19 protein-coding genes are annotated in these 24,185 nt (G+C 69.4%); 16 read left to right on the top strand and 3 right to left on the bottom strand.

Annotated elements, in window-relative coordinates; genetic code table 11:
- The first annotated feature begins 67 nt into the window (after window positions 1-67).
- Window positions 68-475: a hypothetical protein gene (locus JOD67_RS32710; RefSeq protein WP_205121552.1), complete on the top strand. Its 408-nt coding sequence runs from the start codon at window positions 68-70 to the stop codon at window positions 473-475.
- On the opposite strand, the gene JOD67_RS32715 is transcribed toward JOD67_RS32710, so the two are convergent.
- Both JOD67_RS32715 and JOD67_RS32720 read right to left on the bottom strand, forming a co-directional pair.
- Window positions 472-660: a hypothetical protein gene (locus JOD67_RS32715; RefSeq protein ID WP_205121553.1), complete on the bottom strand. Its 189-nt coding sequence runs from the start codon at window positions 658-660 to the stop codon at window positions 472-474. The genes JOD67_RS32710 and JOD67_RS32715 overlap by 4 nt on opposite strands.
- A gap of 33 nt (window positions 661-693) precedes the next feature.
- Window positions 694-2,097 (bottom strand): hypothetical protein, encoded by a 1,404-nt coding sequence (locus JOD67_RS32720; RefSeq protein WP_205121554.1) that lies wholly within the window; start codon window positions 2,095-2,097, stop codon window positions 694-696.
- A 178-nt stretch (window positions 2,098-2,275) separates the two neighbouring features.
- On the opposite strand from JOD67_RS32720, the gene JOD67_RS32725 reads away from it, so the two are divergent.
- Window positions 2,276-2,920, top strand: coding sequence for a helix-turn-helix transcriptional regulator (locus JOD67_RS32725; protein ID WP_239554137.1), 645 nt, complete (start codon window positions 2,276-2,278; stop codon window positions 2,918-2,920).
- Window positions 2,921-2,972: 52 nt separating this feature from the next.
- Here the strand turns inward: JOD67_RS32725 and JOD67_RS32730 are convergent, their stop codons facing one another.
- Window positions 2,973-8,858, bottom strand: coding sequence for a choice-of-anchor D domain-containing protein (locus JOD67_RS32730; protein WP_205121555.1), 5,886 nt, complete (start codon window positions 8,856-8,858; stop codon window positions 2,973-2,975).
- A gap of 165 nt (window positions 8,859-9,023) precedes the next feature.
- On the opposite strand from JOD67_RS32730, the gene JOD67_RS32735 reads away from it, so the two are divergent.
- The 14 genes from JOD67_RS32735 to JOD67_RS32800 all read left to right on the top strand — a co-directional run bounded on the left by JOD67_RS32735 (window position 9,024) and on the right by JOD67_RS32800 (window position 24,185).
- The gene (locus JOD67_RS32735; protein WP_205121556.1) at window positions 9,024-9,704 is read left to right on the top strand and encodes a Pvc16 family protein; all 681 of its coding nucleotides are present in this window, start codon (window positions 9,024-9,026) and stop codon (window positions 9,702-9,704) included.
- The gene (locus JOD67_RS32740; protein WP_205121557.1) at window positions 9,701-11,695 is read left to right on the top strand and encodes an ATP-binding protein; all 1,995 of its coding nucleotides are present in this window, start codon (window positions 9,701-9,703) and stop codon (window positions 11,693-11,695) included. Before JOD67_RS32735 ends, JOD67_RS32740 begins: the two co-directional genes overlap by 4 nt.
- Window positions 11,696-11,704: 9 nt before the next feature.
- Window positions 11,705-13,456: a hypothetical protein gene (locus tag JOD67_RS32745; RefSeq protein WP_205121558.1), complete on the top strand. Its 1,752-nt coding sequence runs from the start codon at window positions 11,705-11,707 to the stop codon at window positions 13,454-13,456.
- A 123-nt stretch (window positions 13,457-13,579) separates the two neighbouring features.
- Window positions 13,580-15,175, top strand: coding sequence for a phage tail sheath family protein (locus JOD67_RS32750; RefSeq protein WP_205121559.1), 1,596 nt, complete (start codon window positions 13,580-13,582; stop codon window positions 15,173-15,175).
- Window positions 15,176-15,210: 35 nt separating this feature from the next.
- Window positions 15,211-15,660, top strand: coding sequence for a phage tail protein (locus JOD67_RS32755; protein WP_205121560.1), 450 nt, complete (start codon window positions 15,211-15,213; stop codon window positions 15,658-15,660).
- On the top strand, window positions 15,660-16,112 hold the full coding sequence (locus tag JOD67_RS32760; protein WP_239554139.1) for a hypothetical protein: 453 nt from the start codon (window positions 15,660-15,662) through the stop codon (window positions 16,110-16,112). Before JOD67_RS32755 ends, JOD67_RS32760 begins: the two co-directional genes overlap by 1 nt.
- A complete protein-coding gene (locus tag JOD67_RS32765; protein ID WP_205121561.1) occupies window positions 16,109-16,267 on the top strand; it encodes a DUF6760 family protein in 159 nt (52 codons plus the stop codon). The genes JOD67_RS32760 and JOD67_RS32765 overlap by 4 nt, the downstream gene beginning before the upstream one ends.
- A 3-nt stretch (window positions 16,268-16,270) precedes the next feature.
- Window positions 16,271-18,460 (top strand): hypothetical protein, encoded by a 2,190-nt coding sequence (locus tag JOD67_RS32770; RefSeq protein ID WP_205121562.1) that lies wholly within the window; start codon window positions 16,271-16,273, stop codon window positions 18,458-18,460.
- 20 nt (window positions 18,461-18,480) lie between these two features.
- Window positions 18,481-18,918 (top strand): phage tail protein, encoded by a 438-nt coding sequence (locus JOD67_RS32775; protein ID WP_205121563.1) that lies wholly within the window; start codon window positions 18,481-18,483, stop codon window positions 18,916-18,918.
- A 10-nt stretch (window positions 18,919-18,928) separates the two neighbouring features.
- Window positions 18,929-19,684: a CIS tube protein gene (locus tag JOD67_RS32780; protein WP_307782639.1), complete on the top strand. Its 756-nt coding sequence runs from the start codon at window positions 18,929-18,931 to the stop codon at window positions 19,682-19,684.
- A 6-nt stretch (window positions 19,685-19,690) separates the two neighbouring features.
- Entirely contained in the window at window positions 19,691-21,499 is a 1,809-nt protein-coding gene (locus JOD67_RS32785; protein WP_205121564.1) for a VgrG-related protein, read from the top strand.
- Window positions 21,500-21,515: 16 nt separating this feature from the next.
- A complete protein-coding gene (locus JOD67_RS32790; protein WP_205121565.1) occupies window positions 21,516-21,800 on the top strand; it encodes a PAAR domain-containing protein in 285 nt (94 codons plus the stop codon).
- Window positions 21,801-21,804: 4 nt separating this feature from the next.
- Complete coding sequence (locus JOD67_RS32795) at window positions 21,805-22,239, top strand: GPW/gp25 family protein (protein ID WP_205121566.1); 435 nt, start codon at window positions 21,805-21,807, stop codon at window positions 22,237-22,239.
- Complete coding sequence (locus tag JOD67_RS32800; RefSeq protein WP_205121567.1) at window positions 22,236-24,185, top strand: putative baseplate assembly protein; 1,950 nt, start codon at window positions 22,236-22,238, stop codon at window positions 24,183-24,185. The genes JOD67_RS32795 and JOD67_RS32800 overlap by 4 nt, the downstream gene beginning before the upstream one ends.

Raw genomic sequence — 24,185 nt, forward strand, 5'->3', positions numbered from 1 at the left:
CTGCCTGTGCGCAGGCCCGACGGGTTAGTTTCCTCCCACCTACCTACGTCGTTCGGGGGAATCTGACATGAGTCGACGCATCCTTGCTCTCACCGCTGCCGCCGCGCTCGCGACCGCCGGCATGATCCTCACCGCTGGTCCCGCCTCGGCGGCCGAGACGTGTACGGACTTCGTGTCCGACGGCGCCGAGCTGCGGATCTGCACCAGCCTCTACTCGCCGTCGGCCGGGAACGTGGTCGCGAGCGGGCGGACGATCGAGCTGCACGAGTACCTCCGCCGCCACCAGATCACGGTGTCGCTGCAGCGGCAGAACCCCTCCGGCGGCTGGGACACCCTCGCCACGGCGTCGGACGACAAGGGCGTCGAGGAAGCCTCTGCGACCACGACCGCCTTCCACAACACGGGCCGGCTCCGCGCCTGCGCGACCGGCGGCCTGTACGGCGGCCACGAGACCGCGACCGTCTGCACGCCCTAAGCCTCGGGGAACGCCGCGCGCCGCTGGCCCTCGATGTCAGCGGCGCCACCTGGCCGACAGGTCCAGGCCTGGTCCAGGACGTCCGGATCGGCGAGGTCGGCGAAGGTGCGCGAGAACCAGCGGAGGTCGTCCGACGTGACCGCGTCGGTCGACCTCCCCTCAGCGTCTCGCGTCGGCTTCCGCATCCCGCGATTGTCGCGCGACGGGCAGAGCCGGCGCTACTGCGGTGAGTCGGCCACGGGCTGGGTGGCGGCCCTCTTCGGCTTGTCCGCCACGCTGCCGCCCACGGAGACGGCGTTCTCGCAGCGGGTCTGGCCGAGGATCGGCTGAGCGCAGGACAGCTGGATCACCACGCGTTCGCCCTCTTCGAAGACCACGGGCGAGATGTAGTGCTGGTCGAAGATGTTCCGGAACGTCTGCGGCTCCACCTGGTGGATGATGTCGTCGCCCTTGCGGAACTGCAGGGTGCCCGTTCCGCCGGTGGACTCGAAGAAGACCTCGGTCACACGCAGCCGCTTGCCCTTCGGAACGCGGTACACGGCGGTGTTCGTCGTGTTGCCCGGCGTCGCCCGGATCGTGTAGCGCTCGAAGTACGGGACCCCTGCGAGGGCCTCCCGCTGAGCGTCGATGATGTCGTCCTTGCTGTCGTCCTCGCCCTTGTTGTCGATGACGACGTCCCGGGTCTTCTTGGCGTCTTCCTTCGCCTCACCGGCGGTCGACTTGGCCTGCTTGGCCTCGCCCTTCGCCTCGACCGCTTGCTTCTCCGCCTTCGCCGCGGACTCCTTGATCACGACCAGCGGCTTCTCCACCGCCTGCTGAGCCGTCGACTGGATCGCCGGGCGCATCGCGAAGATCCACAACGCGGCGGCACCCAAGGCCAGGGCGGCGACGCCGAGGATGGCTTTGCCCAGCCAGGGCGGCAAAGTCGCGTCCTGAACGGTCATGCCGTCCACCGAAGCGACCGGCGTCGACTGCTCGAACAGACCCGGAGCAGCGCGCCCGCCAGCAGGAACAGCAGCAGAGGCCAACGTCGCCACGATGCTGAACGAGCGCGTACGGGAAGCCCCGCGCCACAACCGCTCCACGTTCCGTACGCGCACCTTCGCGAACGAAGCCGAGTTCGGCTCCACCGTCACCGTCTGCGGCGAGAAGCGGAAGTCCAAAGCGCCGTCCGGATCCTTGCCGGAAAGCTGCAGCACGACCGGCTGGTTGCCGCGGTTGTCCACCGCGAGCGAGTGGTGCCCGACCTTCCGCCCGTGCGACGTCCGCGGCGTGAGCTCCGCGGTCAGGTCGCCGAACGACTGGACGTGCGCCATGCCCTCCGGCACCACGACGTCGTTCGGGTGCTCCTGCGGCTCCACGACGACAGCGAAGGGCACGTCGCCCGCCGCGATCGGCGCGCCGCGCGGCACGTCGATGGTGACGACCGCGGTCGCCTCGGTCTCCGGGTACAGCGACAGCGTCGCCGGTTCCACGGTCGCGTACGCGCCCAGCTCGCCGACGACACGCAGCGAGTAGGCCTCGACGATCGTCCCGCGGTTCGCGACGGTCACCTGACAGGAGGCGGTCGAACCAGGGACCACCGTGAGGTCTTGGACGTCCAAGTGCGCAGAGGTAGCCACGACGCGACAGTACGACGCCACGCCGCCCCCGACACCAGGCGTCGGGACAGCCAAACGGGCAACCGATCTCGCCCCATCAGACCGTGTTGAGTCGGCGTTGAGTGCATGAAGAGCGGCCCTGTCGATACTGCCCGTACGGGCACAAGTCGGGACAGGGAACCAGGGGGAAGTAGGGGACATGAGAGATCGCATCCCGGTGTACGTGAAGGCACTCGACCCGCTCTCGCAGGCGGGTGTGATGCACGCTCTGCGGCACCGTACGGAAGTCCGGCTCATCGACGGTGGGGACCTCGCGAGCATGGACGCCAGCGAGACGACGGCGGTGGCGCTCGTCGTCGCCGAGTACGTCGACGAGGACACCGTCCAGGTGCTGCGCATGGTGCAGCAGCACGGTTGCCGCCGCATCGTTCTGGTGGCGACGCGGGTCGACGACGGCGCACTGATGACGGCGGTCGAGGCTGGGGTCTCGGGCGTCGTACGGCGGTGCGACGCGACGGCGGACCGGTTGGTGCACGTGATCCAGGTCGCGTCGGCCGGCGAGGGAAGCCTGCCGCCCGACCTGCTCGGGCGCCTGCTCGGTCAGGTCTCGCGACTGCAGCGGCACGTTCTCGCGCCGCACGGGCTGTCGCGTACGGGCCTGTCCGACCGTGAGACGCAGGTACTCAAGCTGATCGCGGACGGCAAGGACACCCAGGAGATCGCCCAGGAGCTGGCGTACTCCGAGCGCACGGTGAAGAACGTGCTCCACGACATCACCAGCCGCCTGCAACTGAAGAACCGCTCCCACGCAGTCGCCTACGCGCTCCGCGAAGGCCTTATCTAAAACCCGCAACCAGAAGAACGGCCCGAGCAGGTGCTCGGGCCGTTCTCCATCTCTACCAGCGGAAGAAGAACCCCGGCGGCTGGCTCGACAACGGCTCCACCAGGTACGGATCGCTCAACGTCGGTGCCAGCAGGCTCGGGATCGCCGCCGCCAGAATCCGGTCGCCCAGCATGTCTCTCCGGTACACGAGCATCGGCACCGTGAACGTCCCCGCCGCGTCCGGCTTCGCCACCGCCGTACCCAGCCCGGGCTGCCACGACAGCGCGATCTGCTGTGTCGGTGGGAAGTTCTCCCCGCGCACCATCGTCACCTGGCCCGGCCGCCCGACCGTCGGATCGAGCACGAGCTTCGGCTGCTTCGTCGTCCCCGTCAACCCCACCTGGACAGGGAACGGGCTCACCACCAGCGGGTCGATCGAGGCGGCGAGCACGGTCAGCGCACCCACCCGCGCGCCCAATGCCCGCGGCGCGAACCGTACGTCGACCGTGCATTGCTTCCCTGGCAGGAGGATCAGGCAGCTTGCCGAACGGGAGTAGAACTCCGTCGCGCCGGACCGCACCTCCCCCGCCACCGCGAGCGGCACGTCACCCACGTTCCGCACGACCACGCGCTTCGGGGCGCCCGCCAGGTTCAGGATGCCGGCCGGGAACGCGAGCGACACCGGCGTGACCGTCATGGCGGCGACCTTCGTCGGACCGGTGGCAGGCTCGGCACCCGTACCGGTCAACGAGACGTCGACCGGCGCCGGATCCTTCGCGGTCGGATCCTGCGCGTCGGCGGTGAACGTCACCGCACCTGTCCGCGTGCCCTCCGCCCGCGGCGCGAACCGTACGGGAACGACACACGACTGCGCCGGCATGACCACCGCACAAGGCGTTCCGTCCGCCGCATAGTCACCAATGTCACCATCCGACTCCGTCGCGACCGTCATCGCCAGCGGCACCTGACCCGTGTTCTTCACCGTCAGCGAAGCAGGCGCCGCCTCCTTGCCAAGCGTCACGTCGCCGAAGTCCACCGACGCGGGCGAGACCGAGTAGGCAGCCGTCGGAACCGGCGGCACGGTCGGCACCTCCCCGACACCGGCGAGCGTCACTCCGATCGGCGGCAGCGACAGATATCCCTGGGAGACCGGGACGTTCAGCGCACCGCTGAACGTGCCTTCGGCAGTGGGCGCGAACGTCGCGTCGACCGAGCAGCTCTTCCCCCGCCGCAGCTTCGCGCAGGTCTCCGCACCCGGAGCGAACGGAGCCGCCGCAGTCACCGTACCGATGTCCGCGGGTCCCGAGCCGGTGTTGCGTACGGTCACCCGCTTCGGCCCGGACGACTCCCCGACCTTCACCTTGCCGAAGTCGAGCGCCGGCGGCTCCACCACCAACTGCGCGAACCGCCGGCGAACGTAGACGTCCCAAGCGCCCTCGTCGGTGTCCTCGGGCACCAGAGCACCGGTCGAGCCGAACGCGACGAACGCGCCGTCGTCGTTGACCGCCGGACGGTACGAGCTTCCGCCGACCACACGCCCTTCGTTCGTCAACGACACGATCTCGTTGTCTCGCGGGGAGTCCCCGGCGAAGTCCCGCTCGACCTCGCGGACGTAGATCGCCGTGCGCCCGTTGCCCGGCTGGTCGACCAGGTTCTCGGCGAGCGAGCTGAACGCGACCGTCGTCCCGTCGTCGGACAGCGCCGGGTCGTAGCTGTCGCTGTTGCCCCGCGTCCCGGGATCGTCGAACGCCGCAGATGCGAGCACGGTCCTGGCCGAGCCGAGGTCGCGGACGTAGATCTGGGAGTACGGCGGCGTCGGTCCCTCGCCGCGTGGTCCGGCCTGGAACGCGATGCGGCTGCCGTCCCGCGAGATCGACGGGGCGATCGCCCCGAACTCGTCGAGCGTACCGTCGGGCAGCAGGGAGACGAGCTTGGTCGTCTTCGCGGTACGGTCGCGCAGGTACAGCTGCCAGTTCCCGTCGTCGGTGTCGCGCCCGACGGGATCCTCGGAGAGGAACCCGACGTACCTGCCGTCGCCCGAGACGACCGGGGTCTCGCCGTTCATCGGGGCACCGTTGCCGTCCAGGCTGACGATCTCGGATGCCGGACTCCCCGCGCCCGCGAAGTCGCCGGTGCCGCTGGGATCTCGCCGCATGAGCACGAGGTCGCGATCCGCCGTGCCGATGAACCTGTGCACCTTGTACTGGGTTCCACCTAGCGTCAGGTTGGCGAGGACAGTCCCGACCGTCTCCGGCTTGAACCCGACGTACGCGGCGCACGACGCGCCGGCGGCGAGCTGTTGCCCGTCCGTGCAGGTCGGATACTCCGGGCTCGGCTGTCCCGGGGTGACGAACGCCATGCCACATTGCGGAGTCTCGAAGTTCAACCCTCCGGGATCGGGGCTGGTGTTGGTGACGACCAGACCGACGTAGTCGGTCTTCCCGATCTCGGTGTGCGCCGAGTCGGCCTCGACGTTGCCGATCGGCGTCGTGCCCCCGGTCGTCGGGGATGGCGCCGTCGCAGGCGCGGGAATCGCCGCGCAGTTGGGCGCGTCAACACCGGGCTTCACCTCGTCCAGCTTCTCGGGGTTGGCCCGGATGACGGCTCCGCAACGCCGACTCCCCACCAGCGCGACCGCGGTCTGACCGGCCGGAATCCGACCCTGCGTTCGCAGGGTTCCGACGAACGTCTCACCGCATCGTGGACCGACGAACTCGAGGTCGATCGTGCAGCTCTGACCCGCGGCGAGTGACGCGCCACAGGTGGTCCCGTTGATCCTGAAGGCTCCCTCAGCCGCGTCGACCACGGGTCCACCGGCGAACTCCACCGCGTCGTGGGCCACCACGGTCACCTGCTGGGTGTACGGGGTGGCGCCCGACTCCGTGGGAGCGAAGTCGACCAGGTCCCATGGAGTCAGCCCGCCTTGATAGGGAACCTGGAGCGAGAGACTCTGCGAGTACCAGGACTGCCGTGCGGAGAAGACGACCGACGTCCCGTCGTCGGACAACCGTGGATCGCAGCCAGGGAACGCGCAGTAGGCGTTCGTGCGCTGGTACGGGAGATCCGTCGGTGTGCCACTGACAGCGCGAACGACGGGCGCGGCCGGGTTCTGCCGGTTCACCGCGTAGACGTTGGCGGTCCGGTCCAGCGCGTTGCCGTTCTCGTCCCTGGTCATGCCGAGATAGCTGACGAGCTGGGCGTTGCCGGAGACGTCCGGCCTCCCGTACGGAACGTGTTCGGGCGGCGAGAGCCGTTCGGTCGTCCCCGTCGCCTGGTCCCTCAGGTGGATCGCGTCGCCGGTCAACGCCTCGACGACCGCCGACCTCGGTGGACCGCCCTTGGGCGCCTTCTTCGCCGGGACTCCCTTCGAGCCCTTGACGATCTTCGGCTGCTTCGGACCCCTGGCGTTCTTGTCCAGCGCTCCGCCGTCGGACCCGGAGGGCGCGAGCGACTGGAACGCCACGTACCTTCCGTCGTTGGAGATCGACGGCGCCGAGTTGGCGATGATGCTCGACGGATCGTCGTCCACCGAGACGAGCTTGGTCTCCCCCGGCGTGGTCGCGTCGCTCGTTCCCGTGCCCGTGAGGGCGACGCTGACCGCCTCCGTGCCGGGCGGTCCGGGAACGTACAGCTGACTGTCCCTGGCGCCTACCTGGGTCGGAGCGAACGTCACGCCGATCGCGCACGACTCTCCGCCACGCAGTGAGGTGTTCGAGCACTGGTCGCTCGCGATCTGGAACGGCGGGTCGATCCCCACCTCCCCGATCGTCGCGGGCCCTCCAGCGTTGGTGATCGTCACCACGCGTGGGGTGGACTTGGTCTTGACCGGCACCTGGCCGAAGTCGAACGACGCCGGCGACGCGGACAGTTCTCCCGCCCTGGTGGAGACGTAGACGTCCGTCATCGGATCCGACTCGACGTCGTCGGCGGTGAGCTGAGCGTCGGAGTGGAACGCGACGACCGACCCGTTGGCGTTGACCGCCGGGCGGTAGGCGCCGGTCCCGGGAGCGGCCCCGCCGGTGTCGGTCACCGACATGAGCTGGTTGACACCTCGTCCGCCGGCGAAGTCTGGATCGACGTCCCGTACGTAGACCTGCCAGACGCCGGCGTCCCCTGGAAGCGGATCGGGCATCAGGTTGCGCGAGGTGGACTGGTAGACCACGCTCCGGCCGTCGTTGGACAGGACGGGGGAGTCGGAGTAGTCGTCTCCATCCGCTCCCGTCGGCGAGCTCGAGGCGACGATGGTCCGCTGTGCGGGGAGATCTCGCACGTACACCTGGCGGAACTCGATCGGCTCCGGCTCGAACTCGTGCGTGTCGGCGTACGCCACCCGACTCCCGTCCCCGGACAGGGACGGCCTGCTGGCGGACGGGAGCAATCGACCATCGGGCAGCATCGAGGCGATCACGGTCTGGCCATGTCCGCCGGCGCCGTCGGCATTGGTGTCGTGGACGTACACCTGACGGTTGGTGGTGTCGCCGGCCGGCCTGCCGAGCTTGGAGCTCGAGGTGAAGGCGACCCAGCGCCCGTCGGAGGACACCGAAGGATCGGAGCCGTCCATGGGCGTCCCGTCAGGACCAGTGACGCTGACGATGCGAGGAGGTCCGGCGGCCGCGAAGTTCCCTTGCCCGCTGGGATCCCGCCACGCGGCCACGTAGCTGCCACTGCCCGAGGCGACCAGTCGGTAGCGCGTGGCTCCCGCCACGAGCTCGCCCGCGTAGGGCGCGATCTCGGTGGCCTTGAACTCGACGTACGCGACACAGGACGCGCCGGGTTCCAGCGACCCTCCAGGCTGGCAGGCATCCGCGGGTTGGCTCTTCGGAACGACGAGCTTGAACGGACACGCGGCATCGGTCTCGAGGTTCACTGTGGTCGGCGTCGACAGGTCGGCGGTGACCTGTACGGAGAACTGCTGGAGCCCACCGACGCCGGACTGCCCGACCGAGACGACCTGTTCGCCGAGCCTCCCCTCGTGCGGGTCCCTCGGGGTCGTGGGTGCCGGCCCGTCGTAGACGGCGCCGCCACTGCATCGAGCTGTGGCGGCCGGTCCCGCAGCTGTGAGGAGATCACCACCGGCGGGCGGGCAGTCGACGAGCAGCGAGATCGCCGTCTGTCCAGCGGGGGTGGCGCCAGGGAGGCGGAGCTGCCCGAACCTGGCTGTCTCCTCGAAACAGAACACCGGCCGGGTGCTCACCACCACCGTGCACTGCTGACCCGCCGCGAGCGGACCGCTGCACGGAGCGGTCGACGTTCCCAACTCGAAGATGGAGTCCCCGGACAGCTGGGGGCCGGTCTCCGGGAAGACCACCGGCTCGCGCGCTTCCACGTGGAGCTCGGCCGTGGTACCCGTGTCGCCGCTGAAGTCGATGATCGGCTCGAAGAAGCCGCCGTCCGGGTTGCCCACCACGGTGCCGTCGCCGAGCGTGAGCTCCAACGAGGGCGACTGGATGGACTGATAGACGCCCGCTACGAGGGTGGATCCGTCCTCGGAGATCTCCGGACACGACCGGAGCCCGCTGACACAACCACCCATCCGCAGGTAGGGCAGGTCGTTCGTCGTACCGGTGACCTGGTGCACCTGGCTGTCGGACGGTGCCTCGCGGTCCACCGCGAACAGGGTTTGCGGCCCCGTGCCAGTCGTCGGCCCGACTGTGAAGGAGAGCAGCCTGCCGCTACCTGACATCGTCGCGGTCTCGACCTCGCCGGCCACCCCGGTCGGCACCGCGGTCGTCGTCCCTTGGAGGAGGTCGCGCACCTCGTAGTTCGACGGGGTGTCGCCGAACTTGCTGAGGAACCCGACCTGGCGGCCGTCCGCGCTCAGCACCGCGTCCGACAGCTCGCGCTGCAGATCGGGCGAACCGAGGAGGATCGTCGGCGGCTCGGCCGCGATCGCCGTGGGTTGGGCGAGCGGAACGAGCACCGTCGCGACGACGGCGCAGGACAGGGCTGTTGCGGACATGACTCGACGCACCGACACAGCAAAGCGGTGCGGGCGCCCAGCGACCAGGGTGGGCAGTGCTGCGCGGTGGGCACCTGGAGGTGCCCGATCGGGCAACGAAAGCGGGCCGGACACGCGTCCCTTCGTCCACGACCGCAGGCAAGCACGGCGCACACACTCGGGAACGTGATCTCCGACGTCGACAACGCGCTCGCCGGCCTGCTGCGCCGCGAGGTGCTCGACAGCGCGCGCGTGTCGGTCGTCTTCGACCCGCCGACGAAGGAGTGGGCCGCCAAGCGCAACGGGCCTGCGGTGAACCTGTTCCTGTACGACATCCGCGAGGACACCCGGCGGCGGGCGAGCGGCGCCGTTCAGCGCTTCGGCGAGAATGGCCGCCTCGAGTCCCGCCACACGCCGCCACGGATCTTCCGCCTGTTCTACCTGGTCAGCGCGTGGACTCAGCGGCCCGAGGACGAGCACCGGCTGCTCGGAGCGCTGCTGGAGTCGCTGCTTGGTCACGACGTCGTTCCGGCCGACCTGCTGCCCCACTCCCCTTCGCCCGTGGGGCTTTCGGTAGGACTCCCACCGGACGAGGACCGCTCGTTCGCCGACGTCTGGTCCGCGCTCGGCGGCGAGCTGCGGCCGTCCATCGACGTCGTGCTGTCGCTGCCGCTCGAGGCCGGCCGCGCGATCGAGGTCGGCCCACCGGTCGAGGCGCCGCTGCGGTTGGACATGTCCGCCACCGACGGCGAGACCAACGCCGAACGGGTCGGCGGCGACGTCGAGGAACGTCGCGAGGCTGCCGCCGGCAACGGCCAACGCATGCAGGGCATCACCGTGATGAAGCGAACCAGGCGCAAGAAGTGAGCGACGAGAGCCTCCGGCAGCTCCTGGCTCGGCTGGCGGTCGTCGAGGAACGCGTCCGAACGCTCGTCGCCGCTCGCCGGGTGGTCGACCCCGCACCCGACGACCCGCTCAAGGGTCTCTACCTGACCGAGGCCGCGATCGACGCCGTCCTCGACAACGACGCGCCCGGCCTGCCGCCGTGGGTACGCGACGAGCAGCCATCCGACGTCAACCTGCGCTTGCCCCGGCTGGCCGACGCTTTCTCCCTTACCCCGTTGGACGTCGACCTGCTGCTGATCGCGATGGCGCCGGATCTCGACGCGCGGTTCGAGCAGCTGTACGGCTATCTCAACGACGACGTCTCCCAGCGCCGCGCGACGCTGCGGCTGGCGTTCGACCTGCTCGGCCAGCCCGCGACGGACGCGACCGTACGTTCCCGCCTCGACGCGCAGGCGCCGCTGGTCGACGGTGGGCTGATCGAGATCGGTGAGCCCGCCAGGCCGTTCCTCACGCGAGTGCTCCGCGTTCCCGATGTCGTCACCGCTTACCTGCTTGGTGATTCGGCCACCGATCCCACGCTCGCGGACGTGCTGGGCGTGACGCCGCCGCCCGTACCCGGGGCCGCGAAGGCGATCGCCAAGGCCGTCCATCCCGGTCGCCCGGCGTACCTGCGCGGCGGCACGGGCAGCGCTGTCCGCGGCATCGGCGCCGCCGTGCTCACCGAGCTCGGCCTTGGCGTGCTGCCGCTCGACCTCGCGCGGATCCCCACCGAGCTCGACGTCCATCGCTTCGTGCGCGCTGCCGCGCGCGAGGCTCGCCTGCACAGCAAGGGGATTCTCGCCGGTCCGGTCGACGCGCTGCGCGCCGACAGCATGCCGCTGCTCCGCGCGCTCGCCACCGCGCCAGTGCCCGTCGTCCTCGTCGGCGCCGCCAGCTGGGACCCGCACTGGGCGCCCGTCGTCCCCGTCCTCGGCGATGCGCCCGAGCTCACCACCACCGAACGCGAGGCCCTCTGGCGCACCGCGCTGCCGCCCCGAGACGACGTCGACCCGGTGCGGGAGACGGCGGCGTTCCGGCTCGGACCCGAGCAGATCCTCCGCGCGGCCGAGGCGGCGTCGCTGTACGCCGCGATGGATGGCGGCATCGTCACTGCCGAGATCCTCCGGACGGGTGCGCGTTCGCAGAACGGCGCCGGTCTGGAACGCCTTGCCCGTCGGATCGTTCCGGCCGTCGGTTGGGACGGCCTCGTGCTGCCGGACGACGCGATCGAACGGCTGCGTGAGCTCGTCATCCGCGCGCGGCACCGCGACCAGGTGCTGCGCGGCTGGAACATGCGCCCCGGCGGCGGTCGCGGCGTCGGCGTGACCGCGCTGTTCACCGGCGAGTCCGGTACGGGCAAGACGATCTCGGCCGAGGTCGTCGCCCGCGACCTCGGCGTCGATCTGTACGTCGTCGATCTCGCCACGGTCGTGGACAAGTACATCGGCGAGACTGAGAAGAACCTCGAACGCATCTTCACCGAGGCCGCCGGCGTCAACGGCGTCTTGCTCTTCGACGAGGCCGACGCCATCTTCGGCAAGCGGTCGGAGGTGCAGGACGCGCACGACCGGTACGCGAACGTCGAGGTGGCCTATCTGCTGCAGCGCATGGAGTCGTTCGACGGTCTGGCGATCCTCACCACGAACCTGCGCGCCAACATCGACGAGGCGTTCACCCGCCGGCTCGACATGGTGGTCGACTTCCCGCAGCCCGACGAGCCCCAGCGGCTCCTCCTCTGGGACCGGTGCCTCGGCACCGACGTCCCCCGCGCGGACGACCTCGACCTCCCCGCCCTCGCCCATTCGTTCGAGCTCTCCGGCGGCGACATCCGTTCGGCCACAGTCACCGCCGCCTACTTCGCCGCCGCCAACACCCGCACCGTCACCATGGCGGACCTCGTCAAGGCCGTCGACCTCGAGTACACCAAACTCGGCCGCCTCCGCCCCGCGGCCCCAATGACCCAGCCCAGCTGAGGGGGAACTGTGCGATCCCACCAACACGACGAGGACGAGCTCGAACGCCAGCAGGCGTTGCGCCGCGCCACCCCGGACAGCTCGGCTTCCACTCCGGTCGCGGCGGACGCCGTCCTGCGGCTGCAACGAACAGCCGGCAACACGGCGGTGTCGGCACTGGTGAGTCGGCAACCCCAGGCGGTCGTGCAGCGAGACACCGGCGAGAACGAGACGTTCGACGCGTCCGACGATCCGTTCGCGCACCAGCCGGTGATCACGCCAGCCGACGACTCGATCGGCAAGCTGGTCTTCGAGCTGCGAGAGCAGGAGGACAAGGACGCTCCGCTCGGCATCACACGCCCGACGGCATCACTCGACGCCGGTGCGGCGAACCTCAGGAGCATGTCGGACTTCGCCCAGCGAACGGTGGTCCACTACGGCTCGAAGTACGGGACCGAGGACCCGTCTGACGCCGACAAGACAGGGATAGTCGACGCTGGCAAGCGGATGCTCAAGGACTTCGTCTTCGGCAGCGACACGTCACGGGCGGTCGCCAAGGCCGCATCGGAGAACCAGAAGCAAGTGGACCACGCGACCGTCACCTCCTCCCTGCTCCGCGCCTCGCTCCTTGGCTGGCTGGACATGATCGACAGCAGCAACTCGGCGTGGGGCTATACCAGGATGCAGGCGAAGGAATGCAACATCGACCTGCTCGACACGAAGCTGCCCGACAACGATCCGCGGCGTCTGGCGCCGCTCGGCGGAGGATCGACTCCCGACGGAGCCCAGCACCTCGACGTCGACCAGGTGGCGGCGGCCGGCAACCAGTCCGGCAAGGACGCCAAGAGCACGAACTTCAAGCAGGGGATCGACAACACGAGCCTTCTCCAGGCCAAGCGGAACCACATGGAGAAGTCCGATTCGGCGCGAGCGAAGCAGCGCATGGCGAGCCAGCTTCTGTTCGAGGGCGCGACCAAGGCGAACGCCGAGGCGCTCAAGGCAGAAGACGACAAGAAGCAGGACTGGCAGGGGTACAAGCTCGCGTTGGATGCGGTGATCACCGCGGTCGAGGTCGGCGCTGGGGGCGCCGAGCTGCCAGAGGGCAAGGTTGCTGACCAAGTGAACGGCATGGCCAACTCCGTGAACCCTCTCGCCGAGACGGGTGGCGTGGACAAGGCGAAGCTCGCCGACTGGGGAGTGGCCGGTCTCAAGGGCGTGATGGACGAGAAGATCGCCTCGATCGACCGCGTTATCGGAAAACTGAAGGAGGTCCAGGCGAACCGCCAGGCCGTCATCAGCGCGCAGCGCGAGATCGCCATCGTCGAGGAGTACCAGATCGCACTTCGCGCCGAGCGCGACTCGTTGATCACCCTCGACGAGGAGAGCCAGAAGATGCTGGCCGCCATGCAGGAGTACGGCGGCGCGCTCGGTCAAGCCGTCGAGGACAAGGGCATGATGCCGAAGGGATTCTCGTCGAACGAAGCCGATCTCGTGCTCCTGGGTCGGATCCGCCAGACGATGGTCCTGACGGAGCTTGCCACACGTTCGTCGGCTCGTACCTACGTCGATCAGCTCCGTGGGAACCTCGCCCCGCTCCAGGGGATGACGGACGGACCCTGGCCAGCGCTGGTGACCGCGGAAAGCCAGCGGAGCGCACAGATCGATGCGGTGGTGGCCGAGGCCGACCGCATCCTCGGCGTCCGGATGAAGCACCTGGACGCCCTCCAGAGTGCCTTCCTGTCCGGCATGGCGGGTGCCGGGCAGGTCAACAAGCCCTACTGAGGACCGCACTGCCCGAAGGTGCAGATTGGTCTTCCCTTGGCCGCGTCCGGTAGGTCGTTTCGTCCGGCCTCGTGGGCGAGCACGCTGAATCACAGTCATCATTGACCCTTCGAAGGAGTTGTCATGCCGACGTACCTGTCGCCAGGTGTTTACGTCGAGGAAGTCGAGGCCGGGGTCCGGCCGATCGAAGGCGTCGGCACCGCGGTTGCGGCGTTCGTCGGCTTCGCCGAGCGGGGGCCGGTCAACGTGCCGACCCTGATCACGAACTGGACCCAGTTCACGCAGACCTTCGGCGACTTCGTCGAGGGTTCCTACCTCGCGCACGCAGTCTTCGGCTACATCCAGAACGGTGGCTCGGCCGCGTACGTCGTCCGCATCGGCGGCGACCGCACCGAGCAGAACGGCCAGAACGGCCAGGCCGCTCTCCGCGACGCGGGTGGCAAGAAGGAGCTCACCGCCCGGCCCGAGACGACGCTCGGCCAGTACCGCCTCGTCGCGATCGAGGGCAGCGGCGGCAAGACGCCAGACGTGACGATCGACGTCGCCGACAGTGCGGCCGAGAATCCACCGCTCGGCGCGGTGAAGCTCACCATCCGCGCGACCGGCCGCCCTGCCGAGGAGTACGACCCGGTCGTTCCCGACCGCCGTGCCGACAAGGCCAACAACGTCGCCACGGTCGTCAACGCGAAGTCCAAGCTGGTCACGGTCGAGGAGCTCACCACGCAGGGTGCGCTCGAGGAGATCGAGCGGGGCAAGAAGCAGCTGGTCGCGCCGACGCCGGTTCCGTCCGCGCCCGCGCAGGCCGAGCAGATCGGTGCCGACGACTATGTCGGCGACGTCGCCGAGCGCACCGGGTTCTCCGGTCTGGAGGCGATCGACGACATCACGATGGTCGCCGTTCCCGACCTGATGAGCGCGTACCAGCAGGGCGCGATCGACCTCGAGACCGTGCACGCCGTCCAGAACGCCGTCGTCACCCACTGCGAGCTGATGGGTGACCGGATGGCGATCCTCGACCCGCCGCCGGGGCTGAACGCCCAACAGATCAAGGAATGGCGGATGGACAAGGCGGGCTACGACTCCAAGTACGCCACGCTCTACTGGCCCTGGCCGAAGGCGTTCGACCCCGCGACGGGCCGCAACATCTTCGTCCCGCCGTCCGGCCACGTCGCCGGCATCTGGGCGCGGACGGACGAGGCGCGCGGTGTGCACAAGGCGCCGGCGAACGAGGTCCTCCGCGGCGCGATCTCGCTCGAGACCGCGATCACCAAGGCCGAGCACGACCTGCTCAACCCGGTCGGCATCAACTGCATCCGTTCGTTCCCGGGCCGCGGCATCCGCGTGTGGGGCGCTCGTACGCTCTCCTCCGACCCGGCGTGGCGATACGTCAACGTGCGCAGGCTTTTCAACTACCTCGAAGAGTCGATCATCGACGGCACCCAGTGGGTCGTGTTCGAGCCGAACGACGACGCGCTGTGGGCTCGCATCCGCCGCACGATCAGCGCATTCCTCATCAACGAGTGGCGCAAGGGCGCCCTGTTCGGCCTCACGCCGGACGAGGCGTTCTACGTCAAGTGCGACCGGGAGACCAACCCCGCCGAGGCGATCGACGCCGGACAGGTCACCTGCTCGGTCGGCATCGCGCCGGTGAAGCCGGCCGAGTTCGTCGTGTTCCAGCTCTCCCAGTTCTCCGGCGGCACCAGCCTCGTCAGCGAGTAGCTCGCCAACTCCGTTCTCAGAAAGGATGAAGGAACATGCCTCTCGCTGATGCCATGGACATGGCGACCGCCTACTCGTTCAGCGTCTCCATCGACGGGATCGAGGTCCCGTACGTCATCGAGGTCAGCGGCCTCAAGACCGAGGTCGACATGGTCACGTACCAGGAACAGGCCAAGGACGGGAAGTACATCGCCCGCCAGGTCATGGGTCGGGTGAAGCCCGGCCAGATCAGCATCACCCGCGGCCTCACCGACTCCAAGACCATCACCGACTGGCTGAAGCTCGTCATGCAGGGCGACATCAAGGGCGCCCGCAAGACCGCGGAGGTCTGCCTCTACACGTCGAACGGGGAGCAGCTCAAGCGGCTGAACTTCCGCAACGTGTGGATCAAGGACGTCGAGCTCGGCGGCTCCCTCAAGGCCGGCTCGACCGACCCGCTGACGGAGAAGTTCACGCTCTGCTGGGATGAGATGGAGTACGCGTGATGCGACGTACGCATCCCGGTGCGGTGCTGGCGGAGGAGCGCCCGGCCAACGGGCACTCCCCCGCCGACCGCCCCGACCCCGTGCTGCGGACCGAGTTCGACTTCGAGCTGCCGCGCGGGTTCGTCGACGCGGACGGGGTCGTGCACCGCTCGGGCACGATGCGGCTCGCGACCGCGCGCGACGAGCTGTTGCCGCTGTACGACGCGCGGGTACAGGAGAACGCGGCGTTCACGACCGTCGTTCTGCTCGCCCGGGTGATCACGCGGCTCGGGACGCTCTCGCGGATCGACGCGCAGGTCGTGGAGAACATGTTCGCCTCCGACGTCGCGTTCCTGCAGGACCTCTATCGCCGGGTGAACTCCGAAGGCCACACGCGTGCTGGCGTGACGTGTCCGTCCTGCCAGCACCCGTTCACGGTCGACATCGCGGGTGGGCGCCTGGGGGAATCGTGACGTACGCGACCAGCCGGCTGCACGAGGAGGTTGCGTACGTCGCCTATCACTTCCACTGGGCGATGGACGAGATCCTCGACCTCGAGCACCCGCTGCGCCGGCAGTACGTCGAGGAGATCGCCCGCATCAACAAGCGCATGAGTGAAGGAGATTGACCGGTGGCACCGCGCGAGGTGACTGAGCCTGCATCCGAGGGGGATGCGGGCTTCCTCGCGCTGCCGCCGTTGTCACCTGGGTTGACCGCTCCGGGGTCGACGTTGCGGATGGATGGCTCGTCCTGGATCAGTACCTGGCGGTCGCCGGGCTTCATGACGGGGATGAGCCACCTGGTCTCGCCGGACGCGCCGTCGGGCGTGGTGGCGGACCTTGTCAAGCCGGGCTTGCCGATCCAGCGGATGGTGGACGGGGACCTGACGTTGCGGCCCCTGCCTCGTCGCCCTTCTGCCGACGGGGTTGACGAATCTCCGCCCGATCCACCAGCGACGGGTCTGCGCGGGTTCGTCCAACGGTTGTTCCGCCGCCGGCCCACTCCCGCACCGGCTCCCGCCTTGGAGCCGACGCAGAGCGCACCTCTCGACTCGGGGGAACCCACCGCCCCCACGGTGGTTCCCACCCTGCCGCAAGCACCGCTTCCCCCTGTCCTGCGGTTGCCTGCGGTCGCCGCGCCCGTACCGTCCCCAGAACTGGTGCGGGCGCCACTGCCGGACCTCCCGCCCCGACGCGTCGCTGCCTCCCACTCCAGTGACGGGTCAGGGCGGGAGGTCCGGCTCCCCCAGCTTCCGGTGATCCAACGCCACGCGAACGCCACGCACTCGCACCCCGCGATGCCCACGGTCCTGCCCACCGCGCCAACCCCATCGGCCACACCCACGGCGCTGGAGACGGTCGGCCCGCTGCCCGTCGTCGCGACGCCGGAGTCACCGGACGACGTGGCCCCGCAGCCCGAGACCTCGACGACGGCACCGCCTTTGCTGCAACGACAGATCGACGCGTCTACCCCGCCGAGTGTTCCCACCGCGCCAACCGGCTCGGTCGACTCCGTGGACCTGCCCGTGGTCGCGGCACCAGAAGCCACCACCACCACTCCCGACCTAGTGGCCGCACCGCCGCACCAGTCGTCCACGACGGCGACGCCCTTGCTGCAGCGGCAGGTCGACGCGTCCACGCCATCGAGCACTCCCACCACGCCGACCACACAAGCAGCACCGGCCGGCTCGGCCGCCTCCGCGGACCTGCCCGTCGTCACGACGCCGGAGTCGCCGGAGGCTTCGACGACAACGCCACCTTTGCTGCAACGCCAAATCGACACGTCCACCCGACCGAGCACTCCCACCACCCCGACGAGCTCGGACGACTCTGTGGACCTGCCCGTCGTCTCGACACCGGACGCACCATCGGAAACGACCTCGTCGGACCCCGTCGAAGCGCCAGCGACAGCTCTTCCCCTGCTGCAGCGTTCGGTGTCACCAGAACCCGCTCCCGCCAAGCGGCGCCGTGGACTGGGAGCACCGCTGGCCGAACGTTCGCTCCCACCGACCGTGCAGCGCACCCCTACCCCCGCTGCCAGCCCGGTGGTTCCCCAGCTCCCCCTGCCGACACCGGCACCGGCACCGGTCCTCGAGGTCGAGCCGGCTCCAGCACCGCCACTCCCCCTTCCCGACCTGCTGGTCCAGCGCACGATCGACGAGCCCGAACCTCCTGCCCAGGTCGAGATCGCCCAAGCACCGTTGCCGCTGCCCGTCCTCCAGCCGATCCTCGCGGACCGGCCGACCGCCGTACCCGATCGAGCCACTCCTTCCACTCCGGCCGACCCACCGTCCCTCCAGGTACGCGCGATCGACCGCCCTCCCGGACGGCTCCCCCACCTCACCCCCTCGGTCGTCCAACGCACCACCACCAGCACCAGCACCAGAACCACCACCGCCGGACCGCGAACCCAGCCAGCAGACCAAGCACGGCTGGCGATGCCGACCGCACCGGTACCCGCGATCAACCCGTTGTCCAGCGCACCCGCACCCCAGCATCGCGCCACACCCACCCAGCTGATCGCTCCGGCAACCCCGGTCGTCGTGCAACGCACCGCGAACGTCCCGCCAGCGCCCACTAGCGACCACAGGGACAGCACGTTCGTCCAACTCGCCGAGGAAGAGCCCACGCCACCACCGACGCCCAACGCCCCAGCCAGCGCACCCAACAGCGCGACCAACGCTGCCAACCCCAGCGCCACCAGCACGACCGACATCGACGGGCTGGCTCGCCGGCTCTACGACCCGATCGCACGGCGGCTCCGCGCCGAGTTGCGAGTGGACCGGGAACGCGCCGGCACGCTCGTCGACCGGCCGTGGTGAAGCGAGAGGACACCTGACCCATGACCGAGACCACGGAACTCCCCGCGTTCGGCGTGCGCTTCAACGTCCAGGTCGACGACGTCGACCTGGGCTCGTTCATCAGCTGCGAGGGCCTCGGCGTCGAGGTCGTCATGGAACAACGCCAAGAGGGCGGCAACAACAGCTACATCTGGAACCTCCCCTCGCGCGTCAAGTACCCCAACATCAAGCTCACCAGGCCGCTCACCAAGGAGACCGAACGCGTCGCGCGCTGGATCTCCGGCCTCGCTGGCGGGGTACGGCGCCGGACCGGACAGATCACCGCGATGACCACCAACGGCGACGTCGTCGCGCGCTGGGGACTGGTCGACGTCGTCCCCGTGCGCTGGACCGGCCCGAGCCTCGCCAAGGGCAACGCCGACGTCCTCACCGAGACGATCGAGATCGCCCACCACGGCTTCATCGACACCGGCGCGTAAGGGGAATCTCGTGGCAGGCAACCAGGTCGCGATGAGCTCCGCCGGCGGCAGCGGAGGTGGACGAGCGAACCTCGCGAAGGCGTACCTCGAGCTGCACGAGCCGATGCCGGCCTCCGGCGCCGGTGCGAAGGTCGGCGGCTCGACGGGCCGGATCGAGTTCCAGTTCAACCCGAACGAGCTCACGCTCAAGAAGACCGCCAAGTGGAAGGCCGAACCCGCGCGCGGCGCCAAGAAGGCAAGCCCGCCGGAGTTCCAGGGCGCGGAGCCGTCGAAGCTCACCTTGGAGATGTTCTTCGACGCGACCGACAAGATGGACGCGAGCGTGGTGAAGACGGTCGACCAGCTGTTCGGCTGCTGCATCCCGACCGACGCGAGCCTCGGCAAGAGCAAACCCGTTCCCCCGTTGGTCGTCTTCCACTGGGGTGCGCTCACCGGCTTCCCCGCGTACATCACGTCGGTCACGGCGAAGTACACGCTGTTCACGCCGGAAGGCACCCCCGTCCGCGCGACGTGCACGGTCGAGCTGCAGGAGATGCCGGTCGCCGCGGCCAAGCAGAATCCCACGTCCGGCAGCCTGCTCCCGCGCCGTGTGCACACGCTGGTGGCGGGCGAGTCCCTCGCCGCGGTGGCGTACCAGGAGTACGGCGACCCCACGCTGTGGCGGAGCCTCGCCGAGGCGAACGCGATCGACGACCCATTCCGGCTGACGCCGGGCAGCACGCTGATGCTGCCGTCCGCCGACGAGCTCGCCGGCGCGGGGAGGTAGCCGACCATGGCGAACGCGCACTTCACCAGCACCCTCGCGGTCAAGGTCGACGGCCAGCCGCTGCCCGAGGACCTCGCGGTGCTGCTCGTCGGTTCGTACGTCGACGACAACCTGCACCTGCCGGACATGTTCTGCCTGCGCTTCCGCGACCCCGACCGGCTCGTGCTGTCGAAGGCGAGCATCAAGATCGGCGGCAAGCTCGAACTGCTGGTGAACTCCGCGCAGGACGGAACGCCCGCCACGTTGATGAGCGGCGAGGTCACCGCGCTCGAAGCCGAGCTGGACGGGACCGGGACGTACACCACGGTCCGCGGATACGACCCGTCGCATCGCCTTCACCGCGGCACTCGCAGCGAGACGTACCAGCAGGTGACGTACGCCGACGTGGTCCGCAAGGTCGCCCAACGCGCCGGACTCACGCCCGGCAAGATCGACGCGACGTCGACTGTCCATCCCCTGCTGTCCCAGGGAAACCAGTCCGACTGGGACTTCCTCCGCGAGATCGCCGACATCGTCGGCTACCACCTAGCGGTCGAGAACGGCAAGCTCGAGTTCTCCCAACCCACCAAGGCGTCCACCGCTCCGGGCGGCCCCAGCGAGCAGGTGCCGACGGCCATCGACCTCGGCAGCGACCTGCTGCAGCTGCGCGCCGCGATCACCGCCGGCGGTCAGGTGCCGAACGTCGAGGTCCGCGGTTGGGACCCGGGTGCGCAGCAGGCGGTCGTCGCCAAGGCGCCCAGCCAGACGCAGAGCGCGGTCGTCGGCGTCACGCCGCAGGAGCTCGCGAGCAAGTTCGGCGCGGTCCCGTACGTCGTGAGCCATCAGCCGCACCGGACGCAGGCGACCGCGGACGCGGTGGCGAAGGCGATCGCCGACCGGGTCGCGGGGACGTTCGCCGAGTTCGAGGGCGTGGCACGCGGGAATCCCAAGCTCCGTGCGGGAATCGCGATCTCGATCGGCAACCTCGGCGCACCGTTCGACGGCAAGTACACGCTGAGCCGCGTCCGCCACGTGTTCGAACCGGACACCGGGTACACGACGATGATCTCGGTGACCGGCCAGCAGGAACGGTCGCTGCTCGGGCTCACCGCCGGCACCCGGGGTGGCTCGGCGGTGGGCACGCCCGGCGTCGCGATCGGTGTCGTCACCGACGTGCGCGACCCGGAGAAGCTCGGCCGTGTCAAGGTGAAGTTGCCTTGGCTGCGCGACGACTTCGAGACCTCCTGGGCCCGGGTGCTGCAGCTCGGCGCCGGCGCCGGCCGTGGGGCGCTGGTGCTGCCCGAGGTCGGTGACGAGGTGCTGCTCGCGTTCGAGCAGGGCGACCTCGACGCGCCGTACGTCCTCGGCGGCCTGTTCAGCGCGAAGAACTCTCCGTCCAAGGGCCAGCTCGCCGACGTGGGCAGCAGCGGGAAGGTCGAACGTCGCGCGCTGGTGAGCCGTACCGGCCACGCCCTGGAACTGCTCGAAGGCCAACAGAAGAAGGGCATCTGGCTGCACACCGGCGACGACAAGCTCAAGCTCGTCATGGACGGCACCGAGACGGCCATCACCGTGCAGAGCGACGGCAAGGTGATCGTGGAAGCCAAGCAGGATGTCAGCATCGAGGGACAGAAGATCGCGCTGTCCGCCAAGTCCGGCATCACCATGGACGCCGGCGGCGGCAACGTCGAGGTGAAGGGCGTCAACGTCGAGTTGACGGGGTCGGCGGCCGCGAAGTTGTCCGCGCCGAACGTCAGCATCGACGGTCAGGCGAAGGCCGAGCTCAAGGGCGGAGCGATGGCCGAGATCAAGGCCGCGCTCGTCAAGATCAACTAGGGAAGGGAAACGCATCATGCCACCCGCCGCGCGGATGGGCGACCCGACCGGGCATCCCGGCGTCATCGCGGGTCCCGGCGTGCCCACGGTGCTCATCGGCGGCAAGCCGGCCGCGACGGTGGGAACGCTGCACACCTGCATGTTCCCGCCTCCGGCCGGCCCGCATCCGCCGACGCCGATCATCCCGCCGGGCTGCCCGACCGTTCTCATCGGCGGGCAACCGGCGGCGCGGATGGGCGATCTGAGTGCGTGCGGCGCGCCGATCATCCTTGGCGAACCCACTGTGATGATTGGCGGTTGAGCCGATGTCGTCTGAGTTCGTCGGAGCCGGGTGGGCGTTCCCGTTGCGTACGGACGCGACCGGCCGCTTCGCGTTGGTCCGGCACGAACGTGAGATCGAAGAGAGCATCCGGCTGATCCTCGGCACCGCTCCCGGGGAACGGCCGATGCGGCCCGAGTTCGGGTGTGGGATCCACGAGCACGTGTTCGCACCGGCCGACGCGACGACCGCGGGGCGGATCGCGGCGGACGTCCGGACCGCGCTGGAGCGCTGGGAGCCACGGATCGACCTGCTCGACGTCGTCGTGCTGTTCGACGAGGTGGACAACGGGACGCTCTACATCGACCTGCACTACTCCGTACGAGGCACGAACGACCCACGCAACCTGGTGTTCCCGTTCTACGTGATCCCAGAAAGCGAATCCGGACAAGCCGCACTGACGACGGGAGGCGACCGATGACCTTGCCGGCTCCCAACCTCGACGACCGACGGTTCCAGGACCTGGTCGACGACGCGAAGCGACTGATCCAGCAGCGTTGTCCGGAGTGGACCGACCACAACGTGTCCGACCCCGGTGTCACGCTGGTCGAGGCGTTCGCGACGATGGTCGACCAGCTGCTGTACCGGCTGAACCGCGTGCCTGAGCGGCACTATCTGCGCTTCCTCGATCTGGTCGGCGTGCAGTTGTTTCCGCCGGCCGCGGCGCGGACCGACGTGACGTTCTGGCTGTCCGCCGCGCAGCCCGAAGAGGTCACCGTGCACGCGGGGACCGAGGTCGCGACCGTACGCACCGAGCACGACGAGGCCGTGGGGTTCACGACCACGGACGAGCTGCCGATCGTGCCGTGCGAGCTCGCCGCGGTGTCGACTCGGTTGGCTGAGGAGGCTCCGACCGATCGGTCGATCGAGCTGCGGGACGGGCTGGGCTTCGAGGTGTTCTCGCACACTCCGGTGCCGGGTGACACGTTCTATATCGGGCTGACGAACGCCGTTCCCTCCTGTGCGGTGCTGTTGGAGTTCACCTGCCGGGTCGAGGGTGTGGGCGTCAACCCGTTGGATCCGCCCCTGCGTTGGGAGGCGTGGGACGGCAACGACTGGGTGCCGTGTGTGGTCGACCGGGACGAGACCGGTGGGTTGAACAAGCCGGGCGAGGTGGTGCTGCACGTTCCGCGCGGGCACGTGCCTTCGGTGATCGCGCAGCAGCGGGCTGGGTGGATCCGGTGCGTGTTGCTCGCGCCGGAGGAGGGTCAGCCGTTCTACAGCGCTTCGCCGACGGTGTCGGAGCTCGCGGCTTCGACCGTGGGTGGCACGACGAGTGTGGTGCACGCGGAGCCGATCTTGGCCGAGGAGGTCGGGCGGAGCGACGGCACGCCGGGGCAGCAGTTCCGGCTGCAGCGCGCGCCGGTGGTGCGTTCCGACGAGCCCGAGGTGCTGGAGGTGGGCAGCGACACCGGCTGGGAGTCGTGGGAGCTGGTGGAGGACTTCACCCAGTCGGGACCGGTGGATCGGCACTTCGTGCTGGACCGGCAGTCTGGCGTTCTGCGGTTGGGTCCTGCTGTTCGCGAGCCTGACGGGACGTACCGGCAGCATGGCCTTGCTCCCGCGAAGGGTGCGGTGCTGCGGATCCGCCGTTATCGCACCGGCGGTGGCTCGGCCGGCAACGTCGGGGCGCAGGCACTGCGGGTGCTGAAGACGTCGATCCCGTTCGTGTCCCGGGTCGAGAACCGCTCGCCTGCGCTGGGCGGGGTCGATGGCGAGGGCGTGTCGGACGCGATGGTGCGCGGGCCTCTGGAGTTGCGGACCCGGCAGCGGGCGGTGACACCGGAGGACTACGAGCTGCTGGCTCGGGACGCGGCGCCGGATCTCGCGCGGGTGCACTGCGTACCGGCCTCGTCCGAGGACCCCGATCCAAATGTGGTGCGGCTGTTGGTCGTCCCCGGGGTGCCCGGGGATCCGTCGAGCCAGCTGGACTTCCTGGCTTTGCGTCCCGCCGACGAGGTGCTGTCCCGGGTCGCTACGCACCTCGAGCCTCGGCGGACGTTGGGCGCGCGGCTGCTCGTGGAGCCGCCTTTCTATCGCGGCGTCACCGTGGTGGCGAAGCTTCAGGCAAGGTACGACGCGGCGCCGCGGCGGCTGCGGGTCGCGGCAGTGACGGCGTTGTACGAGTTCCTGCATCCGTTGGTGGGTGGGCCTGCGGGGACGGGCTGGCCGTTGGGTCGGGCGGTGCAGACGGGTGACATCCACGCGTGCCTGCAGCGGGTGGAGGGCGTGGACTCGGTGGACGACGTTCGGTTGTACGCGGCCGACCCGGTGCAGGGGACGCGGGCGGAGACGCCGTTGCAGCGGATCGAGCTGGGGCGGACCGAGCTGGCGTTCTCGTTCGAACATCAGGTGCTGGTCCAGTGA

The organism is Tenggerimyces flavus, from assembly GCF_016907715.1.
In the GTDB taxonomy this organism is placed as follows: Bacteria; Actinomycetota; Actinomycetes; order Propionibacteriales; family Actinopolymorphaceae; genus Tenggerimyces; species Tenggerimyces flavus.